Source organism: Pseudomonas sp. IT-P176 (genome assembly GCF_949767245.1).
In the GTDB taxonomy this organism is placed as follows: domain Bacteria; phylum Pseudomonadota; class Gammaproteobacteria; order Pseudomonadales; family Pseudomonadaceae; genus Aquipseudomonas.
Genome location: NZ_CATKPN010000079.1, coordinates 90,329 through 112,254, shown reverse-complemented (window position 1 = coordinate 112,254; position 21,926 = coordinate 90,329). Strand labels below are relative to the sequence as shown.

General features: G+C 62.1%; 19 protein-coding genes and 1 pseudogene. 6 read left to right on the top strand and 14 right to left on the bottom strand.

From position 1 onward, the window contains the following. Positions 1 to 67 precede the first annotated feature (67 nt). The 3 genes and pseudogenes from ACM6IP_RS21680 to ACM6IP_RS21670 form a co-directional block, all read right to left on the bottom strand. Positions 68 to 1,297 (bottom strand): annotated as a pseudogene (locus ACM6IP_RS21680) (HAMP domain-containing protein); the annotation flags it as partial. Positions 1,298 to 1,468: 171 nt separating this feature from the next. Further along, positions 1,469 to 2,833 (bottom strand): PLP-dependent aminotransferase family protein, encoded by a 1,365-nt coding sequence (locus tag ACM6IP_RS21675; RefSeq protein ID WP_095167582.1) that lies wholly within the window; start codon positions 2,831 to 2,833, stop codon positions 1,469 to 1,471. Positions 2,834 to 3,044: 211 nt separating this feature from the next. Further along, entirely contained in the window at positions 3,045 to 3,806 is a 762-nt protein-coding gene (locus ACM6IP_RS21670; protein ID WP_159994472.1) for an SDR family oxidoreductase, read from the bottom strand. Positions 3,807 to 4,038: 232 nt separating this feature from the next. On the opposite strand from ACM6IP_RS21670, the gene ACM6IP_RS21665 reads away from it, so the two are divergent. Then, positions 4,039 to 5,043 carry an NADP-dependent oxidoreductase gene (locus ACM6IP_RS21665; RefSeq protein ID WP_414862254.1) on the top strand — a complete coding sequence of 335 codons (1,005 nt, stop codon included), beginning with the start codon at positions 4,039 to 4,041 and terminating at the stop codon, positions 5,041 to 5,043. A 261-nt stretch (positions 5,044 to 5,304) separates the two neighbouring features. On the opposite strand, the gene pyrF is transcribed toward ACM6IP_RS21665, so the two are convergent. The 11 genes from pyrF to ACM6IP_RS21610 form a co-directional block, all read right to left on the bottom strand. Then, positions 5,305 to 6,006: an orotidine-5'-phosphate decarboxylase gene (gene pyrF, locus ACM6IP_RS21660; RefSeq protein ID WP_162530196.1), complete on the bottom strand. Its 702-nt coding sequence runs from the start codon at positions 6,004 to 6,006 to the stop codon at positions 5,305 to 5,307. A 163-nt stretch (positions 6,007 to 6,169) separates the two neighbouring features. After that, positions 6,170 to 7,222, bottom strand: a complete 1,053-nt coding sequence (locus tag ACM6IP_RS21655; RefSeq protein WP_095167576.1) for an AI-2E family transporter — start codon at positions 7,220 to 7,222, stop codon at positions 6,170 to 6,172. Positions 7,223 to 7,294: 72 nt separating this feature from the next. After that, positions 7,295 to 8,101, bottom strand: a complete 807-nt coding sequence (locus tag ACM6IP_RS21650) for a DUF4892 domain-containing protein (RefSeq protein ID WP_095167574.1) — start codon at positions 8,099 to 8,101, stop codon at positions 7,295 to 7,297. Positions 8,102 to 8,124: 23 nt separating this feature from the next. Next, the gene (locus ACM6IP_RS21645; protein ID WP_095167572.1) at positions 8,125 to 8,784 is read right to left on the bottom strand and encodes a glutathione S-transferase family protein; all 660 of its coding nucleotides are present in this window, start codon (positions 8,782 to 8,784) and stop codon (positions 8,125 to 8,127) included. Positions 8,785 to 8,834: 50 nt separating this feature from the next. Continuing rightward, a complete protein-coding gene (locus ACM6IP_RS21640; RefSeq protein WP_414862253.1) occupies positions 8,835 to 9,692 on the bottom strand; it encodes an alpha/beta fold hydrolase in 858 nt (285 codons plus the stop codon). Beyond that, complete coding sequence (locus ACM6IP_RS21635; RefSeq protein WP_320333932.1) at positions 9,683 to 10,489, bottom strand: alpha/beta hydrolase; 807 nt, start codon at positions 10,487 to 10,489, stop codon at positions 9,683 to 9,685. Before ACM6IP_RS21635 ends, ACM6IP_RS21640 begins: the two co-directional genes overlap by 10 nt. Before the next feature lie 134 nt (positions 10,490 to 10,623). Beyond that, complete coding sequence (locus ACM6IP_RS21630; protein ID WP_095167567.1) at positions 10,624 to 11,067, bottom strand: hotdog fold thioesterase; 444 nt, start codon at positions 11,065 to 11,067, stop codon at positions 10,624 to 10,626. A 29-nt stretch (positions 11,068 to 11,096) separates the two neighbouring features. Beyond that, the gene (locus ACM6IP_RS21625) at positions 11,097 to 12,764 is read right to left on the bottom strand and encodes an AMP-binding protein (protein WP_414862252.1); all 1,668 of its coding nucleotides are present in this window, start codon (positions 12,762 to 12,764) and stop codon (positions 11,097 to 11,099) included. A 107-nt stretch (positions 12,765 to 12,871) separates the two neighbouring features. Continuing rightward, positions 12,872 to 13,324 carry a phosphohistidine phosphatase SixA gene (gene sixA, locus ACM6IP_RS21620; RefSeq protein WP_095167564.1) on the bottom strand — a complete coding sequence of 151 codons (453 nt, stop codon included), beginning with the start codon at positions 13,322 to 13,324 and terminating at the stop codon, positions 12,872 to 12,874. Continuing rightward, the gene (locus ACM6IP_RS21615) at positions 13,321 to 13,668 is read right to left on the bottom strand and encodes a DUF4389 domain-containing protein (RefSeq protein ID WP_095167563.1); all 348 of its coding nucleotides are present in this window, start codon (positions 13,666 to 13,668) and stop codon (positions 13,321 to 13,323) included. The genes sixA and ACM6IP_RS21615 overlap by 4 nt, the downstream gene beginning before the upstream one ends. Positions 13,669 to 13,699: 31 nt before the next feature. Beyond that, a complete protein-coding gene (locus tag ACM6IP_RS21610) occupies positions 13,700 to 14,725 on the bottom strand; it encodes an NAD(P)H-dependent glycerol-3-phosphate dehydrogenase (RefSeq protein WP_159994460.1) in 1,026 nt (341 codons plus the stop codon). A 196-nt stretch (positions 14,726 to 14,921) separates the two neighbouring features. On the opposite strand from ACM6IP_RS21610, the gene ACM6IP_RS21605 reads away from it, so the two are divergent. From ACM6IP_RS21605 to fabB, 5 genes are all read left to right on the top strand, one after another. Further along, a complete protein-coding gene (locus ACM6IP_RS21605; RefSeq protein ID WP_414862251.1) occupies positions 14,922 to 17,045 on the top strand; it encodes a TonB-dependent receptor plug domain-containing protein in 2,124 nt (707 codons plus the stop codon). A gap of 1 nt (position 17,046) precedes the next feature. Beyond that, entirely contained in the window at positions 17,047 to 17,976 is a 930-nt protein-coding gene (locus ACM6IP_RS21600) for an ABC transporter substrate-binding protein (RefSeq protein WP_401126761.1), read from the top strand. Continuing rightward, complete coding sequence (locus ACM6IP_RS21595; RefSeq protein WP_095167558.1) at positions 17,973 to 19,871, top strand: ATP-binding protein; 1,899 nt, start codon at positions 17,973 to 17,975, stop codon at positions 19,869 to 19,871. Before ACM6IP_RS21600 ends, ACM6IP_RS21595 begins: the two co-directional genes overlap by 4 nt. A gap of 247 nt (positions 19,872 to 20,118) precedes the next feature. Then, positions 20,119 to 20,634 (top strand): 3-hydroxyacyl-[acyl-carrier-protein] dehydratase FabA, encoded by a 516-nt coding sequence (fabA, locus tag ACM6IP_RS21590; protein ID WP_010211704.1) that lies wholly within the window; start codon positions 20,119 to 20,121, stop codon positions 20,632 to 20,634. A gap of 11 nt (positions 20,635 to 20,645) precedes the next feature. Then, positions 20,646 to 21,866: a beta-ketoacyl-ACP synthase I gene (fabB, locus tag ACM6IP_RS21585; RefSeq protein ID WP_095167556.1), complete on the top strand. Its 1,221-nt coding sequence runs from the start codon at positions 20,646 to 20,648 to the stop codon at positions 21,864 to 21,866. Positions 21,867 to 21,926: the final 60 nt, after the last annotated feature.

Genomic DNA, 21,926 nt, shown 5'->3' with positions numbered 1-21,926 from the left:
TGCTGTCAGCGATTTGGGCAGCCTGCGCCGCTTCCTCGGCATTGCGCGCCACGTCGTGCACCGTGGCCGTCATCTGATTCATGGCGGTGGCAACTTGGTCGGTTTCTTCTTTCTGGCTGCTGACTTCAAGATTGGTCTGCTCGGTCCCTGCCGACAGCGACTGCGCGGAGCTGGCCAGTTGCTCGATGCCCGCCTGCAGGCCACTGACGATCCGGCTCAATCCCGCGCCCATCTGCTGCATGGCCTGCATCAGCTGGCCGATTTCATCACGCCGGGTCACCACTACACTGGCACTCAAGTCGCCAGCGGCAATTTGCTCGGCCAGTCGGATTACGCTGCGCAAAGGGCTAACGATCAGTCGGGTGATCAGCCAGGCGGCGATCAGTCCGACCACCAAGGCCAAGGCCGACGACACAATGATCAGCAGCGAGTTTTGCTGCAACTCTGCCTGCATCGCCTGGTCTTGTGCGGCGTAAGCCTGATCGACCCGCTGCACCACTTCGCCAGCACGTGCATGTAACTGTTGATACACCTGTTGTTCGCGAGCCAGGAGTTCGGTGTACTCCGCCAGTTTTTCGGTGAAACTGGCGATGTGCCCGGCCACCTCGCCGAGTACAGTCTGGTAACCGCCATCCTTGACCACCTGCATCAGCGCTTGCGCCTGGCTCAACGCCTGGTCAGCCTGCTCGATCTTGCCCTGCTCGCTATCCTGCGTGGTGGCCTTGCGGCTCTGGTCCAGGCGGACCCGCGCCTCGTTCATTGCCTGCAGCATCAACTTCGAGACCTGACTGACCTGGCTGGCTTGCTCGATAAATTCACCACCCTCCTTGCCGGCCGACTCCTTGAGTGTGTAGGCGCCATCGTCAGCCAGCCCCGCCTGCAATACATCCAGGTTGTTGGCCACGCTTGCGACCGACCAACTGGCCATTTCCAGCGCCAGGTCCTTGGCCGAAGTCAGCTCGACAAATTCATCGAAGGCCTTGCGATAGGCGCCCAGGGAATGCTCGACCTCATTCATCACCGGGACATTGACCGCCGACCGCGCCTTGAGCTCGGCGGTCAGGTTGAGCAAGCCGTCAAGGCCCTGGCGCAAGGCCTCGGCGGTTTTGTCATCGGCGTGCAAGGCATACTCCTGCTCCAGCAGACGCACCTTGAGCAGGCCACTGTTGAGCGCCGACATTTGCTTGAGCCCGTCGAAACGCTGGCTGATGGTGTGCAGCGACCAGACCCCGATAGCCGCTACCAGGGCAGTCAACAGCAACACCAGGATAAAACCCAGTCCCAGTTTTTTCGCCATGCCGAGGTTGGCGAAATATCCTTGCGCGCCTGAAATCATTGCTCGTCACCTTCTTCCAGTGGCCAATGGCAATGGGGGCCATTTTCTCTCCCGGCAGGGTCGCAACCGGGGCCCCTCAAGCACAAGTCTCGGCTACCGCAATCATGGCAAAAAGCTATGTATGCGTCGCTTTCAGAACGCTTGAGGTCGATCCTCCAATGCGCAGGCCTGAAAGAACGCCAATGCTTGTGAGTCGCCGGCATAGGCCACATTGATGCGCAACCAATCGCCGGCCTCGCCGCTGGGGCTGAATTCAGCGCTGCCAGCCAGGGCAATACCGTGTCGCTGCGCGAGGGCGCGTACGTGTTTCGCTGCACAAGCCCTGGGCCTGGCCCAGATATACAGCCCCCCCGAAGGTCTGCCAAAGACTTCCCAGTCCGCGTCCTCCAGCACCTGCAGTGACGCGTTCAGCTCGCGCTTCAAACGCAGCCGCTGGCGCTGCACCAGCTTGCGATATGCCCCGTTGGCCAGCAGGGTATGGAGCACCGCTTCACTGAAACAGGAGACGCCCAGACTGGTGATCCGCTTGACCTGCGCCAGGCGCGCCACCAGCGCCTGATTGGCCACGACATAGCCGACCCGCAGCGAGCTGCTGAGGGTCTTGGAAAAACTGCCGAGGTAGATCACACAGCCAGCGTTATCCAGCGCGGCCAGACGAGTCGCACTGCGCCCGTGAAAATCGCCATAGACGTCATCTTCGACAATGCACAGCCCATATTGAGCGGCCAGCTCCAGCAGGCGTTGCGCCACAGCGAGGACCAGGCAACTGCCGGTAGGATTGTGAAACTGGCTGTTGATGAACAGTGCGCGCGGCTGATGGACTGCCAAGAGCGACTCAAGCACCTGGATGTCCGGCCCACGCGGGGTACGCGGCACCTCGAGCATCCGCACACCCGACAACCGCAATTGCTCGAACAGGTTGGAATGACCGGGCGTTTCCACCACCACACAATCACCGGGTTTGAGCAGGGTGCGGATGATCAGGTCCAGCCCATGGGTGGCGCCGGCAGTGGTGAGCACCTGGGACTGCTCGGCGACGATCGAAATCTGTTTCAGGCGCTTGAGAATCTGCAGGCGCAGGGCCGGCAAGCCATACACCGAGCTGTAGCTGAACAACCCCTGCATATCGGTGCGTGACATCTGCCGGATCGCATACCCGAGGTCATCGCTTTCGCGCCAGCTTTGCGGCATGCCGGCACATCCCAGGGGCAACGGGCTTGCCCCGGCAGCGAGCACTTCTTCAGAGCTGCACGGGAGCAGCGGCGTGACAACGAAATAGCTTGAACCATGACGCGATGCAAGCACGCCCTGCGCCACCATGCGCTCGTAGGCTTCTATCACGCAGGATTGGCTGAGCAGGTTGTCCCGGGCCAGTTGGCGAACAGAGGGTAAACGCGTGCCAGGCTCGATGGCACCCTGGCGAATTCTGCCGGCAAGCGCATCAACCACCTGCTGCACGACGGGGACCAGCGCCTGACGATCGATTCTCAATTCCATGAGAAATCAGCTCCAAATGTTTTAGATTATTTCCTCGATCAGTTAAACACAGCCTGCCTGTCCGCTTGATGCGGCACCCGGTCAAAACCCCCTCGCCCTAACCCCTTGAAACACATTCGCCAAAGACACAAAAAAGCCCACAGGAATGCGGGCTTGCTCTTACATAAGTTCCAGTGGTTGCACTGCAGAAAACTCGGCTTTCCTCAGTCCATCAAAAAGCCGTCACCCCACCATCCACGGCCAACGAATGGCCTGTGGTAAACGCCGCGCCATCGCTGCACAGGTACAGCACCGCACTGGCAATTTCTTCCACCTTGCCTATACGTCCCACCGGGTGCATGGCGGCAGCGAAGTCGGCCTTTTTCGGATCGGCCTCGTAGGCCCGACGGAACATGTCGGTATCAATCACCGCAGGACACACCGCATTGACCCGGATCTTTTTCTTCGCATATTCGATGGCGGCCGACTTGGTCAGGCCGATCACCGCGTGCTTGGACGCAGCGTAGATGCTCATCTTAGGTGCCGCCCCCAGGCCGGCCACCGAGGCGGTATTGACGATGGCGCCACCGCCCTGGGCCAACATCAAAGGCAGTTGATGTTTCATGCACAGCCAGACACCTTTGACATTGACCCCCATGATCGCGTCGAACTCATCGAGCGTGCCCTCGGCCAGCTTGCCCTTTTCGATCTCGATCCCGGCGTTGTTGAAGGCGTAATCAATTCGGCCATAGGTACTCACGGCTTGCGCCATCAGGTTTTGCACGTCGCTTTCCTGGGTCACGTTGCAACGCACAAACACCGCCTCGCCACCGGCCGCACGAATCAGTTCGACCGTGCCCTCTCCCCCCGCCACATCGAGATCCGCCACCACCACTTGCAAGCCTGCGGCGGCAAATGCCTGGGCAGTCGCACGGCCGATACCGGCGGCCGCACCGGTCACCAACGCTACCCGGCCAGAAAACGTCATGCTCATTGTTGTGTCCTCGAATAATGGGAGTGAACGCGTTTTGCCAGTCTAGCCACCCGGCCCTGTCGCACGTCAGCACTATCAGAAGGCCGGTTGATCGCTCATGAGTAGCAGTGATGAATAGGCCCACCGAACTATCACTGCGTTGGATCGAGCCGTATTCGCTGGATCAGCAAACCTTGCGACATCGGCCATGAGGGTCTATCAATCAGACTTCCTTCCCCCTTGAGTACCCGCCATGACTGCCCAGACCAACCGTCAATTCCTGCTCGCCAAACGCCCGGTGGGGGCGGCAAACCGCGAAACCTTTACCTATCAGCAAGTACCGGTGGGCGAGCCGGCGGCGGGCCAGATCCTGGTCAAGAACGAGTACCTGTCGCTGGACCCGGCCATGCGGGGCTGGATGAACGAAGGCAAGTCCTACATCGCGCCAGTGGGCATTGGCGAAGTCATGCGTGCCTTGGGCGTGGGCCAGGTCATTGCCTCCAACAACCCCGGGTTTACCGTGGGCGATTACGTCAACGGCGCACTAGGGGTGCAGGACTACTTCCTCGGTGAGCCGCGCGGTTTCTACAAGGTCGATCCGAAACTGGCGCCACTGCCACGTTACCTGTCGGCGCTGGGCATGACCGGCATGACCGCTTATTTCGCGCTGCTGGACGTCGGCGCACCCAAGGCCGGTGAAACCGTGGTGCTGTCTGGCGCCGCCGGAGCGGTCGGCAGCATCGCCGGGCAGATTGCCAAACTCAAAGGCTGCCGCGTGGTGGGTATTGCCGGAGGGGCCGACAAGTGCCGGTTCCTGATCGACGAACTGGGTTTCGACGGGGCCATCGACTACAAGAGTGAGGACGTGGTGGCCGGTCTCAAGCGCGAATGCCCGAAAGGCGTGGACGTGTACTTCGACAACGTCGGCGGCGACATCCTCGACGCTGTACTGAGCCGCCTGAACGTCAAGGCCCGCGTGGTCATCTGCGGCGCCATCAGCCAGTACAACAACAAGGAAGCGATCAAGGGGCCGGCCAACTACCTCTCGCTGCTGGTCAACCGGGCACGCATGGAAGGTTTCGTGGTGATGGACTACGCCGCACAATTCGCTGCCGCCGGGCAGGAAATGGCCGGCTGGATGGCCAAGGGTCAGCTCAAGAGCAAGGAGGATATCGTTGACGGACTGGAGACGTTCCCGGAAACCCTGATGAAATTGTTCAGCGGCGAAAACTTCGGGAAACTGGTGTTGAAGGTTTAACCCGAGCCAGCACTGCTGGCTTGTCGCACCCTCACCGGCAAGCCAGCCCCTACAGAAGCCACCACCACTCAACAGGCCGAGCGTTGGCTCGCTTGCAGCTCTTGATCTTGAGATAGCCGGGGCGTGGGCTGCGTCCTCGAACGCAGCCTCGTGGGCTCGGCAGCTGCTACAGGGGATTGGGGTATTGCCGAGATCTACGGTGTGGTGCAGGCCGCTATCGCGAGCAAGCTCGCTCCCACAGAAGAGAAATGCGCGCCCCCCCTACAAAGCCAACTCAGCCACAACCGCAGCCAACGCTTTGGCCGGATCAGCCGCCTGACTGATCGGACGACCAATCACCAGATAGTCAGAACCCGCATCCAGAGCCTGGCGCGGAGTAAGGATCCGGCGCTGATCGTCCTGCGCACTGCCCGCCGGACGAATCCCCGGGGTCACCAGTTGCAGCGACGGATGCGCCGCCTTCAAGGCCTGGGCTTCCAGCGCCGAACACACCAGGCCATCCATCCCGGCTTTCTGCGCCAGTGCCGCCAGACGCAAGACCTGCTCCTGCGGCTCGATGTCCAGGCCGATCCCGGCCAGGTCTTCACGCTCCATGCTGGTCAGCACCGTCACGCCAATCAGCAGCGGCTTGGGACCACTGCGCTGGTCGAGCACTTCACGGCAGGCCGCCATCATGCGCAAGCCACCGGAGCAATGCACGTTGACCATCCACACACCCATCTCCGCTGCCGCCTTGACGGCCATCGCGGTGGTGTTGGGAATGTCGTGGAACTTGAGGTCGAGAAATACTTCAAAACCCTTGTCGCGCAGGGTTCCGACGATTTCCGCAGCACAACTGGTGAACAGCTCTTTACCGACCTTGACCCGGCACAGCTTGGGGTCCAACTGGTCAGCCAGCTTCAGTGCGGCGTCACGGGTAGGGAAATCCAGGGCGACGATGATAGGAGTCTGGCAGGCGGACATGAGTGGGCTCTCAGGCAAGTCGAAATCGGCGCGCATTGTAGCGGAACGCGAGCCCGTCCGGGACCCGATGATCGGTAAATCATCATCAACGGTGCCCATGACTGAAAAAAAGCCTCAAAGAGCTGACGCGCTCGTTGCCACCCGCGTCAGCCCGCCCTCCCTTTCAGCGCTTGTCTTCAACCCGTGCCTGGCTGTTGCTCCAGTCGATCAGCAGACTATAAGCCACCGCCAGCAAGGTCGGGCCGATGAACAGGCCGATAAAGCCGAAGGCAATCAAACCGCCAAAGACCCCGAGCAAGACGATCACCAACGGCAGATTACCGCCACGGCTGATCAGGTAGGGTTTGAGCACGTTGTCGACGCCACTGATGATGAACATCCCCCAGACACCGAGGAACACTGCAAACCCGTAGTCGCCCTTCCACACCAGCCAGGCCGTGGCCGGAATCCACACCAGGGGTGGGCCCATGGGAATCAGGCTGAGCAGGAAGGTGACGATGCCCAGCACCAGCGCCCCCGGCACACCGGCGATCAGGAAACCGATCAGGGCCAGCACGGCCTGCGCCGCCGCCGTGCCAATGACCCCGTTGACCACCCGCTGCACGGTGCCGGCCACCAACTCGATGTAGTAACCGGCCCGCTCGCCGATCAGGCGTTCCAGCAGACGGTGGACAAAACCCGCCAGCCGCGGGCCATCGCGGTAGAAAAAGAACACGAAGACGATGCTCAGTGTCAGCTCCAGGATACCGCCACCGATCTGCGCACTGCGTGCCAGCAACCAGTTGCCGACCTGCCCCAGATAGGGTTTGACCGTCACCATCAGTGCCGCGCCCTGCTGGTCGACGCTGTTCCAGATACCCACCAACCGTCCCCCGACCAGGGGAATGGAGCCGAGCCAGACGGGCGCTTCGGGCAGGCCATCGACCTGGACATCCTTGATGAAGACCGTGGCATCGCGCACATGGTCCGCCAGGTTGAAACCCAGCCATACCAGTGGCGCCGCCACCAGCACCATCCAGCCCAGGGTCAGCACGGCGGCGGCCAGGGATTCGCGACCGTTGAGCCAACGGGTCAGCAGGCGCATCAACGGCCAACTGGCGAACGCCAGCACCGCGCCCCAGAACAGCGCCGACCAGAACGGCGCCATCACCCAGAAACTGGCACCGAATAACACCAGGAGCAGGATCTGCACCAACAGGCGATCGTTATTGAGCATGAAAAATCTCGAACAGGGTTAATCGACAAAAGTGCAAGCGAACGGCCCAAGGCACGTTCGCTTGCACAGAGCTTAACGCAAGAGTTCGAAATGCAGGCCAGGGTCTTTCACCTCACCCAGGTCCAACCGCGCACTGCGCACGCCCTGTGCCACCAGCGCCTGGCGCCAGGCATCGGCTTGGGCCCCGGAAACACTGACCCGCAACGTGGTATCGAGGTTCAGGCCACGGGACAGCAACGTCACCCACGAGGCCTGGGGTTCCCCGGTCAAGCGTGGCAGGTCCAGCGTGCCTGTGTCCTTGAGTTGCCGTAACAACGTGGCAGAGGTAGGCAACAGCTCACCCAAGGGGGCACCGGCGTCGAATTGCTCGACATGCAGGTACGCCCGGCGATTGCCTCGCGTGATGCTGTACAGCGCCACCAATGAGTTGTCCTGGGGTGCAGCCAGGCGTAGCAGCAGGTAGGCCTGGCCGTTATCGGCACCATAGAGCTTGGCGTTGCCGAAGACTTCGTTGGCCCACAGGCTGCTTTCGCCGCAATCACGCGCCTGGCACCAGAACAACAGCTCGGCGCCCTGCTTCTGCAAGGCCTCGCGGGCTGCGGTGAAGGCAGCGGTGGCGGAATGTTCCGGTGGCAACTCATAGGTCACCGAGGTCATCTGGCCCCGCGCAGTGACTTGCCCGTCAAACCGCAACTGGCCGCTGATCTTGCGGATCGCACCCATGGGGTAGATCCGCTCCAGCTCGGCGGGCGGACGATAATCGACGATTTGCGCATCGGCCATGCGTGGCACCAGCGGCAAATCCTGGCTGCCCGGCACGTCGGCAGCCGACGCCAACGAACTGCAACAGGCAAGTACGAACAAACTGAAAAAACGCATGCGCTTCAACCTTGAAGAGACTCTCATCGGATCAGCATGGCCTGGGCGCCCTTGATGACACTGGCGTCGTCGATGCGTTGTGGCACCAACAACCCGCGCTGCACTGCCGGGCGCTCGGCCATGGCTGCCATCCAGCGCTGCAAGGCCGGCAAGCCATCAACCGAGACCCCGGACCACTCATGGCCACGCACCCACGGATAGGTCGCAATGTCGGCAATGCTGTAGGTGTCGGCGAGGTATTCGACGGTTTCCAGACGGCTGTCGAGCACCTCGTACAGGCGGCGGGTTTCGTGCTGGTAACGGTCGATGGCGCCCTGCAGTTTTTCCGCAAAGTAGCGGAAAAACACATTCGCCTGGCCCTGCATCGGGCCGATGCCGCCCATCTGGAACATCAGCCACTGGATTACCCGCGAACGCCCTTGTGGGTCGGTGGGCAGCAGTTGCCCGCTCAGTTCAGCGAGGTAGAGCAGGATCGCGCCGGATTCGAACACGGCAAAATCGCCGTTGGCGCGGTCGACAATCGCCGGAATCCGGCCATTGGGATTGATCTTGAGAAACGCGGGTGCCTTTTGTTCCTTCTTGTCGAAACTCAGGGCATGCACCGTGTAGGGCATGCCGAGTTCCTCGAGCACGATAGAGACCTTGTGGCCATTAGGGGTCGCAGCGGTGTAGAGATCTATCATGGTTGTCTCCCATTTCAACCCGCCCAGCCTCGACAGTTGCCCGCTGCAAGTCAAGGAATGGCGAAAAAGCGATTGAAACAGTCTGCAACAAGGGTTGCCCCCTCCTCGTCGTTCAAGTGCAAGTGATGCCCGCCTGGCAGCTGTTCGTGGCTAAAGGGTAGACGCTCCAGCAACTCGGGATGCTTGCCGAGCATGCCGTCGGCCGCGACTACCAGGTGCGCCGGACAGCTGATGCGCCGGGCAAAGGACAGCGCCTGCTCACTGGACAGGCGCAGGGGTGAAGGCAGTGTCAGGCGACTGTCAGTGCGCCAGGTGTAGCCGCCCGGCACCGGCATCAGCCCGCGCTCGGCGAGCAACTCAGCCGCTTCACGACTGACCGCCACCAGGCCTTTCATCCTCACTTGCACAGCCTGGTCAATGCTGCTGTAAACCGGTTTGCGCTTGCCTTGCAGGTCCAGTTGCGCCTGCAACGCCATGCCCATGCGCTCGGCAGCATTGTCATGTTCCGCCGTGGGGGGAATCACCCCGTCGATCAACGCCAGGTGCGTCACGCGCTCGGGCATGGCACCCGCCAGCACCACCGAGACAATCGCCCCCATGGAATGGCCAAGCAGGGCAAATCGGTGCCAGCCCATCTGTTCGGCAACGTGCAGCACGTCGTGGGCGTAATCCCACAGGGCATAACCGGCCCCCAGGGGGCGATGCCCGGAATGACCATGCCCGGCCATATCCAGGGCCAACACGCGCAAGCCCTTGAGCCGGGGTGCCAGCCTGGCGAAGCTGTTGGCGTTGTCGAGCCAGCCATGCAGAGCGATCACTGGCAGGCCATCTTCAGGCCCGAACAGGTGGGCCGCCAATTCGATGTGCGGCAGGTTCAGGCGCACCTCGGTGACGCTGCTCACGCGCATTCCCGGTCGCTGCGACCGGCCCAGCGCTGGAACAGCTCCTTGAGCAATCCGGCGGTGTCTTGTGGCCGTTCGAGGGGGAACATGTGGCCGCCGGGCACAGTCAGGGACTCGCCCTGGGGCATGCGGGCCACCGCGCTGGCGTGATGACGCATGACCACCCGGCTCTGCCGCCCACGCACCACCGCCAGCGGCACCTGCAACTGACGCGTACGACCAGGACTGGTGTGCGGCACCCCCCGGTAGATACTGATCTCGGTGGCCGGGTCAAAACGCAACCGCAAACGATCGCCGACCTTGTGCAAACCATGTTGCAGGTAGGCGTCGAAACACTCCGGGTCGAAACCGCGGAACAGGCTCTTGCCGGCAAAGTAATGCCGGGCTGCCTCGAGGTCGGCAAACTCTTCCCGGCGCCCCAGGGTGCGCCCGGCGGGGGTCAGGCGGTCGATAAAACCAAAACGCTTGGCCGCGCGGATCACCCACTGATCGGTACGGGTCAGCACGGGCGAATCAAGCATCACCACCCCGCGGTACAACTGCGGGCAACGCAATGCGGCGTGCAGGTGCAGGACGCCGCCGAAGGAATGCCCCACCCCCCACACCGGGCCTGGTTGCTGCTCCAGGTGATGGATCAACTCGTCCACCAGGTTGAACCAGTTGTCGTCCGCCGGAAACCGTGGGTCATGGGCGTGCTGCTGCAGATGCGCGACTTGATACTCCGGCGCAAGTGCGGCAAACAACTTGCCGTAGGTGCCTGAAGGAAAGCCATTGGCATGGGCGAAAAAAATCTGCTGCGGCATAACGACATATCCATAAACAAAATCAAGGGTTGATTGTCCGCAAGACCCAGGTCCGGGGCAATGACCGTAACTGCCAGGAAGGGTGACAGTCAGGCCATGGTTATGTAGATCGCCCACGCCCCAGCAGCAGCGGATCAGCGTGCTGGAGGTGCCTCACCCAGCGGCACCACCGCCATGGTCAGGCGCGACACGCAACTGGCCTTGCCTTCATCGCTGCTCAGGCGAATGTCCCAGACGTGGGTGGTACGCCCGATGTGGATCGGCCTGGCCACCGCCGTGACCCGCCCGCTGCGCAGCCCTCGCAGGTGGTTGGCATTGATTTCCAGGCCAACGCAATAGAACTTGCTCGCATCGATGCACAGGTAACTGGCCATCGAGCCAACCGACTCGGCCAGCACCACGGAGGCGCCGCCATGCAACAAGCCGTAGGGCTGATGGGTGCGGTGATCGATCACCATGCTGGCGGTCAGCGATTGCTCGTCAAACGACTCAAAACGAATATCCAGCACTTCGCCAATGGTGTTTTTCTGAATCGCATTCAGTTGTTCAATGTTTGGAGCAGTACGCCACAGACTCATCTCTTGGTCCCTTATTGCTGTTGTTTGCCTCAATCCTGCCACAGCACCGCTTCGCTGCGCGCGCTCCATTCTTCGAAGCGCGCACCGTAGGTGGCCTCGATCACGTTGCGCTTGATCTTCAGGGTCGGGGTCAGAAAGCCGTTCTCCACCGCCCAGCTGTCCTTGACCACCACCAACTGGCGTAGGCGCTCATGTTTGTCGAGGGCGCCATTGACCTCTTCGAGCAGGCTTTCCAGGCTCGCATGCAGGGCATTTCGCGCCGCGCTGGCGGCATCCTGCAGTCCCACCGCCGACAGCACGCACAGGCCCAACGGCGCACTCAGGCCGTCGCCAACCACACACACTTGCTCGATGCGCGAGTGCACCGCCAGGCGGTTCTCGATCGGTGCCGGGGCCACGTACTTGCCCTTGCTAGTCTTGAAGATTTCCTTGAGCCGTCCGGTCAGGCGCAAATAACCCTCGGCGTCCTGCTCGCCCTTATCGCCTGTGCGCAGAAATCCATCTTCGGTAATGGTCTCGGCGGTTTTCTGCGGCTCCTTGAAATAGCCCTGCATGGTGGCGCCGCTGCGCACCTGCACCTCGCCCGTTGTGTCGATGCGCACTTGCACCTCAGGGCACGGTTTGCCGATCCAGCCGGGGCGTTGCAGGCCCGGCAGGGAGATATGCGAATAACCGCAACTTTCGGTCATCCCGTAGACCTCCAGCACATCCAGTCCCAGGCGCTTGTACCAATGCAGCAGGGCCAAGGGCACCGGTGCAGCGCCGGACAGGGCAATGCGCAAGGCATCCAGGCCCAGGCCGGCCAGCACCTTGTGCCCGACCCGCTTGCCGATGATCGGCAGGCCCAGCAAAAAATCCAGGCGTCGGGCCGGGATCTTGCTGTAGACCCCCATCTGGAACTTGGTCCAGATCCGCGGCACGCCAAACAACGCCGTGGGCCGGGCGCGCTGCAAATCAACCAGGAAGGTGTCGAGGCTCTCGGCAAAAAACACTGTTTGCCCGGTATAAATCGATGCCATTTCGACAAACATGCGTTCGGCGACATGGCACAGCGGCAGGTACGACAACAGTCGATCCGACTCAGTGAGGTTGAACAACTGGGTGCCATGGGTGGCGGCAAAGCCGAGGTTGGCAAAGCTGTGCATCACCCCTTTGGGCAGGCCCGTGGTGCCGGAGGTATAGATGATGGTCGCCAACTCGTCGGCATCCGGCGTCGGGTTGTCCTGGATCGGTGAACTGCGCTGCAGGTCGGCCCAACTGTAGTCAAACGTCGCCGCGGGGCACAGTGGCAGGCTGATGGTGGGCAGGTCGGCGCTGACGCCCTTGGACATGCCTGGCCAGTCATCCAGCTTGCCGATGAATGCCAGGGCCGCCTGCGAGTGCTCCAGCACCTGGGCCACCGACTCGGCCGTCAGGTTGGGGTACAGCGGCACCGACACATGCCCGGCCATCCAGATCGCCAGGTCAGCGATGATCCAGTGCGCACAGTTTTTCGAGATCAGAGCAATGTGGCTGCCCTGGGGCAATTCCCGGGCGCGCAGCCAGTGCGCGGCGCAACGAGCCTGGTGACCGACATCGGCCCAGGTCAGCGTCTCGACCTGGCCACCCCCGGTCGGCTGGACCATGAACCGCTGGCGCGGGTGACGGGCTTCACGCTCGTAGAACACTTGCAGCGGCAAACGAAAAGCGGCGGGCATGGAATGCGCTCCTGTTTTTGTTCGGTGTCGCCGCAAGCGTAGACCAACCAAGCGATTGCTTGGTTGTCTATTTCAAACAAAAAAACCCGCCCCTGAGCGCCGGGGTATTACGGGTGTTTGAGGCTGTTGAGCTTCATCAGCCCGGCCAGCGGCCACTCGCCTTCGAGTTCCGCCAGGCCTGCCGTGCGCACGGCCACAGGCTCCTGCACATGACCGTGCTGCAAAAACCCCAGCAGATTGCCCACCAATGGGTTGTGGCTGACCAGTAGCACGTTGTCCACCGAGGCCAGTTGCTCGGCCACGGCTTGCGGACGGCTGTCGGGGGTCAGCCATTCGACGGTGCGAATGTCTGGCACGAAACCCAGGGCCTCGCGCACCAGTTGTGCCGTTTGCTGGGCGCGCAGATAGGGGCTGGCGTAGATCGCGGTCAGCGGTTCGCCGATCAACCGGGCGGCACTGCGCAAGGCTTCCTCGCAGCCGTGGGGCGTCAATGCCCGCTCCGAGTCCGGACGCGAACCATAGGGCTGTGCTTCACCATGGCGCAACACCCAGACTTTCATAGTTTTGGCTCCTCATCACGGACCGGATGTGGTGCTGGCGCCACTGTGTGCGGGGCCTCGCCTTCCGGGGTGCGCGGGGTTGGCCAGTCGGCAAACGGCCAGGGTTTCTGGTCGCTGTGGAAGCTGCCGAAACGGCCGATCTGCGCGAGGAACTGGCTGAGGCTGTCACCGAAGTTCATCAGCCCGGCACTCGGGGCACCATAAATCAGGCGGTAGACCAGTTGCACCAGCACCACGGCGCCGAGAATGAATTGCGCCACCTGCCACACCAGCACAAACACCAGCATCCACAGCACCCGCAGGAGGATGGACTCGTACCTGGCTTCTACTTTGGGTTCGTTCATGTCTTGCTCCCTGCCCCCGTCAATCGAGGGCTCAGTTGAAACCGCTGGTGGAGATAAAATCGACATCGGTTTTCGGCTCGCCACGCATCAGCAGTTCAATCACCTGCTCCAGCGTGCGCCCTTCAAACAGAATGGCGTGCAGGCCGGCGACCAACGGCATATAGACTCCGACTTCCTGGGACTTGGCCTTGAGCACCTTGAGGGTGTTGACGCCCTCGGCGACCTCGCCCAGGCGGTTCACCGCATCCTCCAGGCTCAAGCCCTGGCCCAGGGCAAAACCCACCTGATAGTTGCGGCTCTTGGGTGAAGAGCAGGTGACAATCAAGTCGCCGACCCCGGCCAGACCGAGGAACGTCATCGGGTTGGCACCACGATTCACCGCAAAACGGGTCATTTCCGCCAGCGCCCGGGTGATCAACATGCTCTTGGTGTTTTCCCCCATGCCCAGCGCCACGGCCATGCCGGCGATGATCGCGTAGACGTTTTTCAGCGCGCCACCCAACTCGACCCCAAAACGGTCGGCACTGGCGTAGACGCGGAAGGTCCGGCCGTGCAGCGCGGCTTGTACGCGCTGGCACAGCTCTTCGTCCTCACTGGCCACCACCGTGGCCGTCAGGGCGTGCTCGGCGACTTCACGGGCCAGGTTCGGCCCGGAGAGCACCCCGATACGCGCTTGCGGAGCGATTTCCTCGAGGATCTCACTCATCAGCATGAAGCTTTGCGCCTCAATACCTTTGGTCAGGCTCACCAGGAACTTGCCACTCAGGCGCTCGGCATGGGGTGCCAGCACCGAGCGCAGGGCGCTGGACGGCAGTGCGACAAAACTCAGATCACAATCGTCGAGGGTGGCCTGCAGATCGGTGACCGGCTCCACGGCCGGATGCACCTTGATACCTTTGAGGTAGCGTGGGTTCTCGCGGTTGACTCGAATGGCCTCGGCCTGCTCGGGGTCGCGCATCCATTGGCGAACCGCATGACCGTTCTCAGCCAGCAGATTTGCCACAGCGGTACCAAAACTCCCGCCCCCCAGGACCGCAATCGGGCGCTGTTCATTCATATGTAGTCCATTAATCCATTGCAATGGCGATGACAGCATTATACGGGGCGGCCGTGCATCGACCAGCCCCCCGAACAATTACCGACATCAGTAGGACGCTAGACAACAAAACGAAGGAAAACGCTGACATCGTGACTGGAAAACTCGACCAGCTCGGTTAACATGCGCCCCATCCAAACGGTATCAAGGCTGTTCCGTGGTTGCTGGTCCCTCCCCCCTCCATTCTTCGCTGGCCCTGGCGTTGCTGTTCAGCGACACCTTGCTGGCCGATGACCTGTTCCTGGAAAACCTGCCGCTGCCACAAGTGCTGACCGCCACCCGACTCAAACAGTCGCCCGCCGCCGTGCCGGGCAGCATGAGCGTGCTCGACAGCGAACTGATCAAGGCCAGCGGCGCGCGGGACATCAGCGAGCTGTTGCGGCTGGTACCGGGGATGATGGTGGGCAACGTCAACGGCAACCAGGCGGTGGTCAACTACCACGGCAGCAATGCCAGTCAGGCGCGGCGCATGCAAGTACTGATCGATGGGCGCTCGGTGTACCGCGCCGGCCTGGCAACGGTGGACTGGAGCGATATCGCGGTAGCGCTGGAAGACGTTGAGCGCATCGAGGTGTTTCGCGGGCCCAACACCGTCAGCTACGGCGCCAATGCCCTGATGGCCGTGGTCAACATCATTACCCGCGCCCCGGCCAACAGCCATGGCACACGGGTCAAAGTCACCCGCGGCCAGCGCGGGATCAATGACTGGTACGCCAGCCACGGCACCGGCTGGGGCAGTGGCGACCTGCGCCTGTCGTTGTCGGGCCAGGAAGACGACGGCTTCGACTCCGACCAGCGGGGTGCGGACTACCACGACAGCCGGCGCCTGGACCGGGTCAACCTGGCCATCAGCCAGACACTCGACGAACAGCACAGCCTCGACTGGCAGCTCAACGCCAAGGACGGCAGCAATCAGCGGCCCTATACCTACCGTCCGGTATTCCCCGGGATTACCGCCGCCGGAAACAATTCCGACGTGAGCGCCAAGAATTATTCCACCTCCCTGCGCTGGAACCTCGACCTGAACCCCGAGCACAGCCTCTATGTCCAGGGCACGGCGCAGCACTGGGATCGCCAGCAAACCTGGCGCGCCTGTGATGCCGAAATATCGTTCAGCCCGCAACTGGCGGAGCTCTGGCAACTGGACCCGAACTACACCGAGCGCCTGGCGCGCAACATGGACAGCTTCACCGCCAGCGGTGCCCCAAGCTCGACGCCAGAGCAGGAGGCACTGGCCAACCAGGCCCTGGCGCAGTGGCGAGGCGGCGCCAACCGGACCGTCTGCGGCAACATCGACCAAAGCACCCGGGAATCGCGCTACGACCTGGAACTGCAGGACACCCTGAGCCTGTCCGATAGTCTGCGCCTGGTCAGCGGCTTGAACTATCGTTACGACCGGGCCGACTCCGAGACCTACTTCAATGGCACCCTCGATGACACCACCTCGCGCCTGTTCGGCCAGTTGGAGTGGCGTGCCACCGAGCACTGGCTACTGCAGGGCGGTGCAATGTACGAAAAAACCCGTTTGATCGGTGACTCGCTGACCCCGCGCTTCGCGATCAACTACCTGATCAACCCGCGCCATGGCCTGCGCGCGGTGTACTCCGAAGCCGTGCGCTCGCCCGACATGTTCGAGAACAACGTCAATTGGAGCTATCGGGTGACCGGGCTCAACCCCACGGCCTACGGCAGGCCCAACGCCCGTTATTTCGTCAAGACCCGCGGCCCCGGCGATCTCGAGCAGGAACACATGCGCTCGCGCGAACTCGGCTACAACGGCTATTTCGCCCAGTTGGGCCTGAACCTCGACGTCAAGCTGTTCCACGACGAGATCACCGGGATGATCAGCGAGTCGCTGCGCAACAATCAGTTCATTGCCAGCAATTCCAACACCGCTCGCTTTCAAGGTACGGAAACCCAGCTCGACTGGCGCCTGAGTGCTGTCGACCGGTTACGCCTGACCTACGCCTATGTCGACGCCGAGGCCAGCAGCCCCCAGGACCAGCAACTGACCGCGCGCAACAGTGGCTCCGCCGGCTGGCTGCGCGATTGGGGCAACGGCTGGAACAGCGCGCTGTTCTACTACGGCGACGACGCCCTCAATGGCTACCGTTTCGAACGGCTCGACTCGCGCCTGGCCAAACGCATCGCCCTGGGCAAGGCCAGCCTGGAGCTGGCCGGCACCCTGCAACAACGCCTGGACAATCAGCCCAACACCTTCGCCGACAATTACTACGACTCACGCCACGTGCTGTACTTCAGCGCCGAGCTGGTGTTCTGAGATGGTTCTTGCGCGTATGTCGACCAGCCTGCTGAACCACCTGCTTCGTTGCCTGGGGCTGCTGCTGCTCGGCTGCCTGGCCGCCCTCCCCGTGCGGGCAGCCGATATCCTCCTGACGGGGGCCGAAGACAGTCCCGGCGTGCAGGCCTTTACCCAGGCCCTGGCCCAGCAGCGGCCCAAAGACACTGTGCGCTTCATGCCATTGCGCGAGTTGCCGCCGCCCGCCCGCATCCCCTGTACCACCCGCCTGATTCTGCTCGACCTGGCCAGCCTCGACTGGCGCCTGCAAGACCATCAAGGCCCTCCCACCCTGGTGCTGCGGATCAGCCGCCTGCAAGCCAATCAACGCGTGGGCGACACCCGTCCTCTGCACCTGAGCCTGCTGTGGAGTGATCCACCGCTCAGCCGCCAGTTGCGCCTGACCCGTAGCCTGCTGCCGCAAGCCAGGCGCATTGGCGTGTTGTTCGGCAAGGACAGCGAGTTCCTGCTCAAGGAGCTGCACGGCGCCGCCCATCGCCTGGGCATGGAAGTCGTCGCCGAGCGCTGGGACAACACCAGTGACAGCCGGCCCCTGCAAACGCTACTGAAAAACAGCGACGTGCTGCTGGGTCTCGACGACCCCGAACTGTACAACCCGAAAACCGCAAAAAACCTGTTGCTCAGCAGCTATGGCCAGCAACGGGCGCTGATCGGACCGAATGCCGGGTTCGTCAAGGCCGGCAGCCTGGCCAGCAGCTACAGCGACCAGAGTGACTGGCTGGCGATCCTCGACGAGTTGCTCGACCGTCCGCCGGCCAGTTGGCCACGCAGCCTCTACCCCACGCGCTTCAAGGTCGCCACCAACCCGCAAGTCGCGCGCTCCCTGGGCCTTGAACAGATCGACCCCGTGGCGGTGGCTATCCAGTTGGCCGAAGGAGACACCTGGCCATGACCTTCCGCCGCCACTGGGGCATCAATACCCGCACCCAGGTCATCAGCCTCGGCCCGGCCCTGCTGCTGACCCTGCTGCTGATCAGCTTCTTTACCTTCGTGCGCATCCAGGACTTGCGCCAGGAACTCAATCACACCGGCCAACTGGTGGCCAATCAACTGGCCCCGGCCACCGAATATGGGGTGATTTCCGGCAACAAGGAGGTGCTCGAGAGCCTGATGAAGGCCACGCTGGCCACCCCTCACGTGCGTTTCCTGCAGGTCCAGGACAGTGCCAACAACGTCCTGGTGTACGTCGAGCAACCGTCGCTTTCCCGCGGACAGCCACAGCAGATCGAGGTATTCCAGGCACCGGTGCGCCTGCAACGCATCCAGCTCAATGACGACTTCCTGCAGGCCGCGCCCCCGCCCAGCGGCATCACTGAAGACTATCTGGGGCGGGTGATCGTTGGCATGTCCAACGATGCCTTCAGTCAGCGCCAACAGGAGATCGTCCTCAAGGCGGGCATCCTGGCGCTGTTCGCCCTGCTCTTTACCTTCCTCCTGGCCCGGCGCCTGGCCGCCAGCCTGTCGGAACCCATCAGTGCCATGGGCAACGCGGTGAAGGCCATCCAACAAGGCGACTACAGCACCCCGCTGCCGATCGTCGACGATGCGGAGTTGGGCAGCCTGTCGCGGCATATCAACAACCTGGCCGATGGCCTGGAGCACGCCAGCCGTGAACAGCAGCAGGCCATGGCGCAACTGATCCAGACCCGTGAAGAGGCGGAAAAGGCCAACAGCGCCAAATCCGACTTCCTGGCGATGATGAGCCACGAACTGCGCACCCCCATGAATGGCGTGCTGGGCATGTTGCAGCTTCTGGAAACCACCCAGATGACCGACGAGCAAGTCGAGTACGCCGCATTGGCGTCGGAGTCCACCGAGCATTTGCTCAAGGTGATCAACGACATTCTGGATTTCTCGCGCATCGAACGAGCCCCCCTGGAACTGGAGCACATCCCGTTCAACCTCGCCGACCTGATCAACAGTTGCGCCCAGGCGTTCGCCCACAGTGCGCAGCAACGCGGCCTGAACCTGCAGCTGCAATTGGCCGACGGCATGCCGGCCCTGAACGTGCAGGGCGATCCGACACGTATCCGGCAGATCCTGGTCAACCTGATCGGCAATGCCCTGAAATTCACCGAGCACGGCCAGGTGTCAATCCAGGCGCAGTGGCAGTCGCTGGACCACGAACTGCTGTGGTTTACCTGCACGGTGCGCGACAGCGGCATCGGCATCTCCCCGGACAACCTGGAGCAGATGTTCAACGCCTTCCAGCAGGCCGACAGTTCGATTTCAAGGCGTTATGGCGGTACCGGCCTGGGACTGCCGATCGCCCGCACCCTGGCCGAACGCATGGGCGGCACCCTGCGCGCGCAAAGCGTGGAGGGCCAGGGCTCGGTCTTTACCCTGGAAATGCCCCTGGCCTTGTCGCGCCAGACCTTGCCCACACCGGCGCCTGCCGCGCGGGTGCCGAGCGGCAATGGCGAAGGGCGCAATGTGTTGCTGGTGGAGGACAACCCGGTCAACCAGACCGTGATCGAGGCCATGCTACGCAGCCTGGGCTTCACCGTCAGCGTCGCCACCGACGGTGCGCAGGCGGTACGCAGCGCCGAAAGCCTGATTTTCGAGGCAATCCTGATGGATTGCCGGCTGCCGATCATCGACGGCTACGAAGCCACGCGGCAGATCCGGCAACTGCCCGGCTGCAGCGAAGTACCGATCATCGCCCTGACGGCCAACGCCTTGCAGGGTGACCGCGAGGCCTGCCTGGCGGCGGGAATGAACGATTACCTGGCCAAGCCTTTCAAACGTACTGATCTGCAGCAAATTCTCCAGCGTTGGCTGCAGTAGTACCGCCTAATCGAGCATCTGCGACTGGCGCGAAAACCGAAAGTGCGGCAGTCTTAGTCACCTCGACAGGCTCGATTTTGGGCTTGAATAATAATTTCAGTGCACAAGTGTACATTCATGTCCCTTGTCCTGTGACTTTCACCACAACGCAATAGTCTATGAGTAGGCTGCCGGTTCAAGGCATGAATGCTTTGATCGGCCGGGAAGATTTGCCCCACCTGCCGCATGGGACTATTGAGGAGCTCGCATGACCAAACAAAACGCCTTTACTCGGGAAGACCTGCTGCGCTGCAGTCGCGGTGAGCTGTTCGGCCCAGGTAACGCGCAACTGCCCGCCCCGAACATGTTGATGGTGGATCGCATCACCCATATCAGCGAAGAGGGTGGCAAGTACGGCAAAGGTGAATTGGTCGCAGAGCTGGATATCACTCCGGACCTGTGGTTCTTCGCCTGCCACTTCGAAGGTGATCCGGTGATGCCGGGCTGCCTGGGCCTCGACGCCATGTGGCAACTGGTCGGCTTCTTCCTCGGCTGGCAAGGCCTGCCAGGCCGCGGCCGTGCCCTGGGTTCGGGCGAAGTGAAGTTCTTTGGCCAGGTCCTGCCGACCGCCAAGAAAGTTACCTACAACATTCAGATCAAGCGTGTACTCAAAGGCAAACTGAACCTGGCCATCGCCGATGGTTCGGTCAGCGTTGACGGCCGCGAGATCTACACCGCCGAAGGCCTTCGGGTCGGCGTTTTCACCTCCACTGACAACTTCTAAGGGTTATCCGCATGCGCCGCGTCGTTATCACTGGTCTAGGCATCGTTTCGTGCCTGGGCAATGACAAAGAGACCGTCTCCGCTAACCTGCGTGCAAGCCGCCCTGGCATCCGGTTCAACCCGGAATATGCCGAAATGGGTCTGCGTAGCCAGGTTTCCGGCTCCATTGACCTGCCCCTCGAAGAACTGATCGATCGCAAGATCTATCGCTTCGTCGGCCACGCGGCGGCTTACGCCTACCTGGCCATGAAAGACGCCATCACTGACTCCGGCCTGACCGAAGAGCAAGTGTCCAACCCGCGTACCGGCCTGATCGCCGGCTCCGGTGGCGCATCGACCCTGAACCAGATGGAAGCGCTGGATATCCTGCGCGAGAAAGGCGTCAAGCGCGTCGGCCCATACCGCGTGACGCGGACCATGAGCAGCACCGTTTCCGCGTGCCTGGCCACTCCGTTCAAGATCAAGGGCCTGAACTACTCCATCGCTTCTGCCTGCGCCACCAGTGCCCACTGCATCGGTACCGCCATGGAACAGATCCAGATGGGCAAGCAGGACATCGTGTTCGCCGGCGGCGGTGAAGAAGAGCATTGGAGCCAATCGTTCCTGTTCGACGCCATGGGCGCACTATCCAGCCAGTACAACGAAACCCCGGAAAAAGCCTCCCGTGCCTACGACGCCAAGCGTGACGGTTTTGTCATCGCCGGCGGTGGCGGCATGGTCGTGGTTGAGGAGCTGGAGCACGCTCTGGCCCGTGGCGCGAAGATCTACGCGGAAATCGTCGGCTACGGCGCGACCTCCGACGGCTACGACATGGTCGCACCAAGCGGCGAAGGCGCCATCCGCTGCATGCAGATGGCGATGTCCACCGTTGATGCACCGATCGACTACCTGAACACCCACGGCACCTCGACTCCGGTCGGCGACGTCATGGAAATGAAAGGTGTGCGTGAAGTGTTCGGCGCCAAGGCACCGGCCATCAGCTCCACCAAGAGCCTGTCGGGTCACTCCCTGGGCGCCGCCGGCGTTCACGAAGCGATCTACTGCATGCTGATGATGGAAGGCAACTTCATGGCCGGTTCGGCCAACATCGACGAGCTGGATCCGGAAGTGGCCGACATGCCAATCCTGACCAAGACCCGTGAAGACGTAGCCTTCAACACCGTGATGAGCAACAGCTTCGGCTTCGGCGGCACCAACGCCACCCTGGTCCTGCAGCGCTGGCAGGGTAAGTAATACCCCGCTGCACCGCCGCATAAAAAACGCCCCGACTGGTTCGGGGCGTTTTTTTGTCTG

Bases quoted from the DNA above. Each gene is read 5' to 3' on its own strand.
- ACM6IP_RS21675 (WP_095167582.1), bottom strand. From the start codon at position 2,833: ATGGAATTGAGAATCGATCGTCAGGCGCTGGTCCCCGTCGTGCAGCAG.
- ACM6IP_RS21670 (WP_159994472.1), bottom strand. From the start codon at position 3,806: ATGAGCATGACGTTTTCTGGCCGGGTAGCGTTGGTGACCGGTGCGGCC.
- ACM6IP_RS21665 (WP_414862254.1), top strand. From the start codon at position 4,039: ATGACTGCCCAGACCAACCGTCAATTCCTGCTCGCCAAACGCCCGGTG.
- pyrF (WP_162530196.1), bottom strand. From the start codon at position 6,006: ATGTCCGCCTGCCAGACTCCTATCATCGTCGCCCTGGATTTCCCTACC.
- ACM6IP_RS21655 (WP_095167576.1), bottom strand. From the start codon at position 7,222: ATGCTCAATAACGATCGCCTGTTGGTGCAGATCCTGCTCCTGGTGTTA.
- ACM6IP_RS21650 (WP_095167574.1), bottom strand. From the start codon at position 8,101: ATGCGTTTTTTCAGTTTGTTCGTACTTGCCTGTTGCAGTTCGTTGGCG.
- ACM6IP_RS21645 (WP_095167572.1), bottom strand. From the start codon at position 8,784: ATGATAGATCTCTACACCGCTGCGACCCCTAATGGCCACAAGGTCTCT.
- ACM6IP_RS21640 (WP_414862253.1), bottom strand. From the start codon at position 9,692: ATGCGCGTGAGCAGCGTCACCGAGGTGCGCCTGAACCTGCCGCACATC.
- ACM6IP_RS21635 (WP_320333932.1), bottom strand. From the start codon at position 10,489: ATGCCGCAGCAGATTTTTTTCGCCCATGCCAATGGCTTTCCTTCAGGC.
- ACM6IP_RS21630 (WP_095167567.1), bottom strand. From the start codon at position 11,067: ATGAGTCTGTGGCGTACTGCTCCAAACATTGAACAACTGAATGCGATT.
- ACM6IP_RS21625 (WP_414862252.1), bottom strand. From the start codon at position 12,764: ATGCCCGCCGCTTTTCGTTTGCCGCTGCAAGTGTTCTACGAGCGTGAA.
- sixA (WP_095167564.1), bottom strand. From the start codon at position 13,324: ATGAAAGTCTGGGTGTTGCGCCATGGTGAAGCACAGCCCTATGGTTCG.
- ACM6IP_RS21615 (WP_095167563.1), bottom strand. From the start codon at position 13,668: ATGAACGAACCCAAAGTAGAAGCCAGGTACGAGTCCATCCTCCTGCGG.
- ACM6IP_RS21610 (WP_159994460.1), bottom strand. From the start codon at position 14,725: ATGAATGAACAGCGCCCGATTGCGGTCCTGGGGGGCGGGAGTTTTGGT.
- ACM6IP_RS21600 (WP_401126761.1), top strand. From the start codon at position 17,047: ATGGTTCTTGCGCGTATGTCGACCAGCCTGCTGAACCACCTGCTTCGT.
- ACM6IP_RS21595 (WP_095167558.1), top strand. From the start codon at position 17,973: ATGACCTTCCGCCGCCACTGGGGCATCAATACCCGCACCCAGGTCATC.
- fabA (WP_010211704.1), top strand. From the start codon at position 20,119: ATGACCAAACAAAACGCCTTTACTCGGGAAGACCTGCTGCGCTGCAGT.
- fabB (WP_095167556.1), top strand. From the start codon at position 20,646: ATGCGCCGCGTCGTTATCACTGGTCTAGGCATCGTTTCGTGCCTGGGC.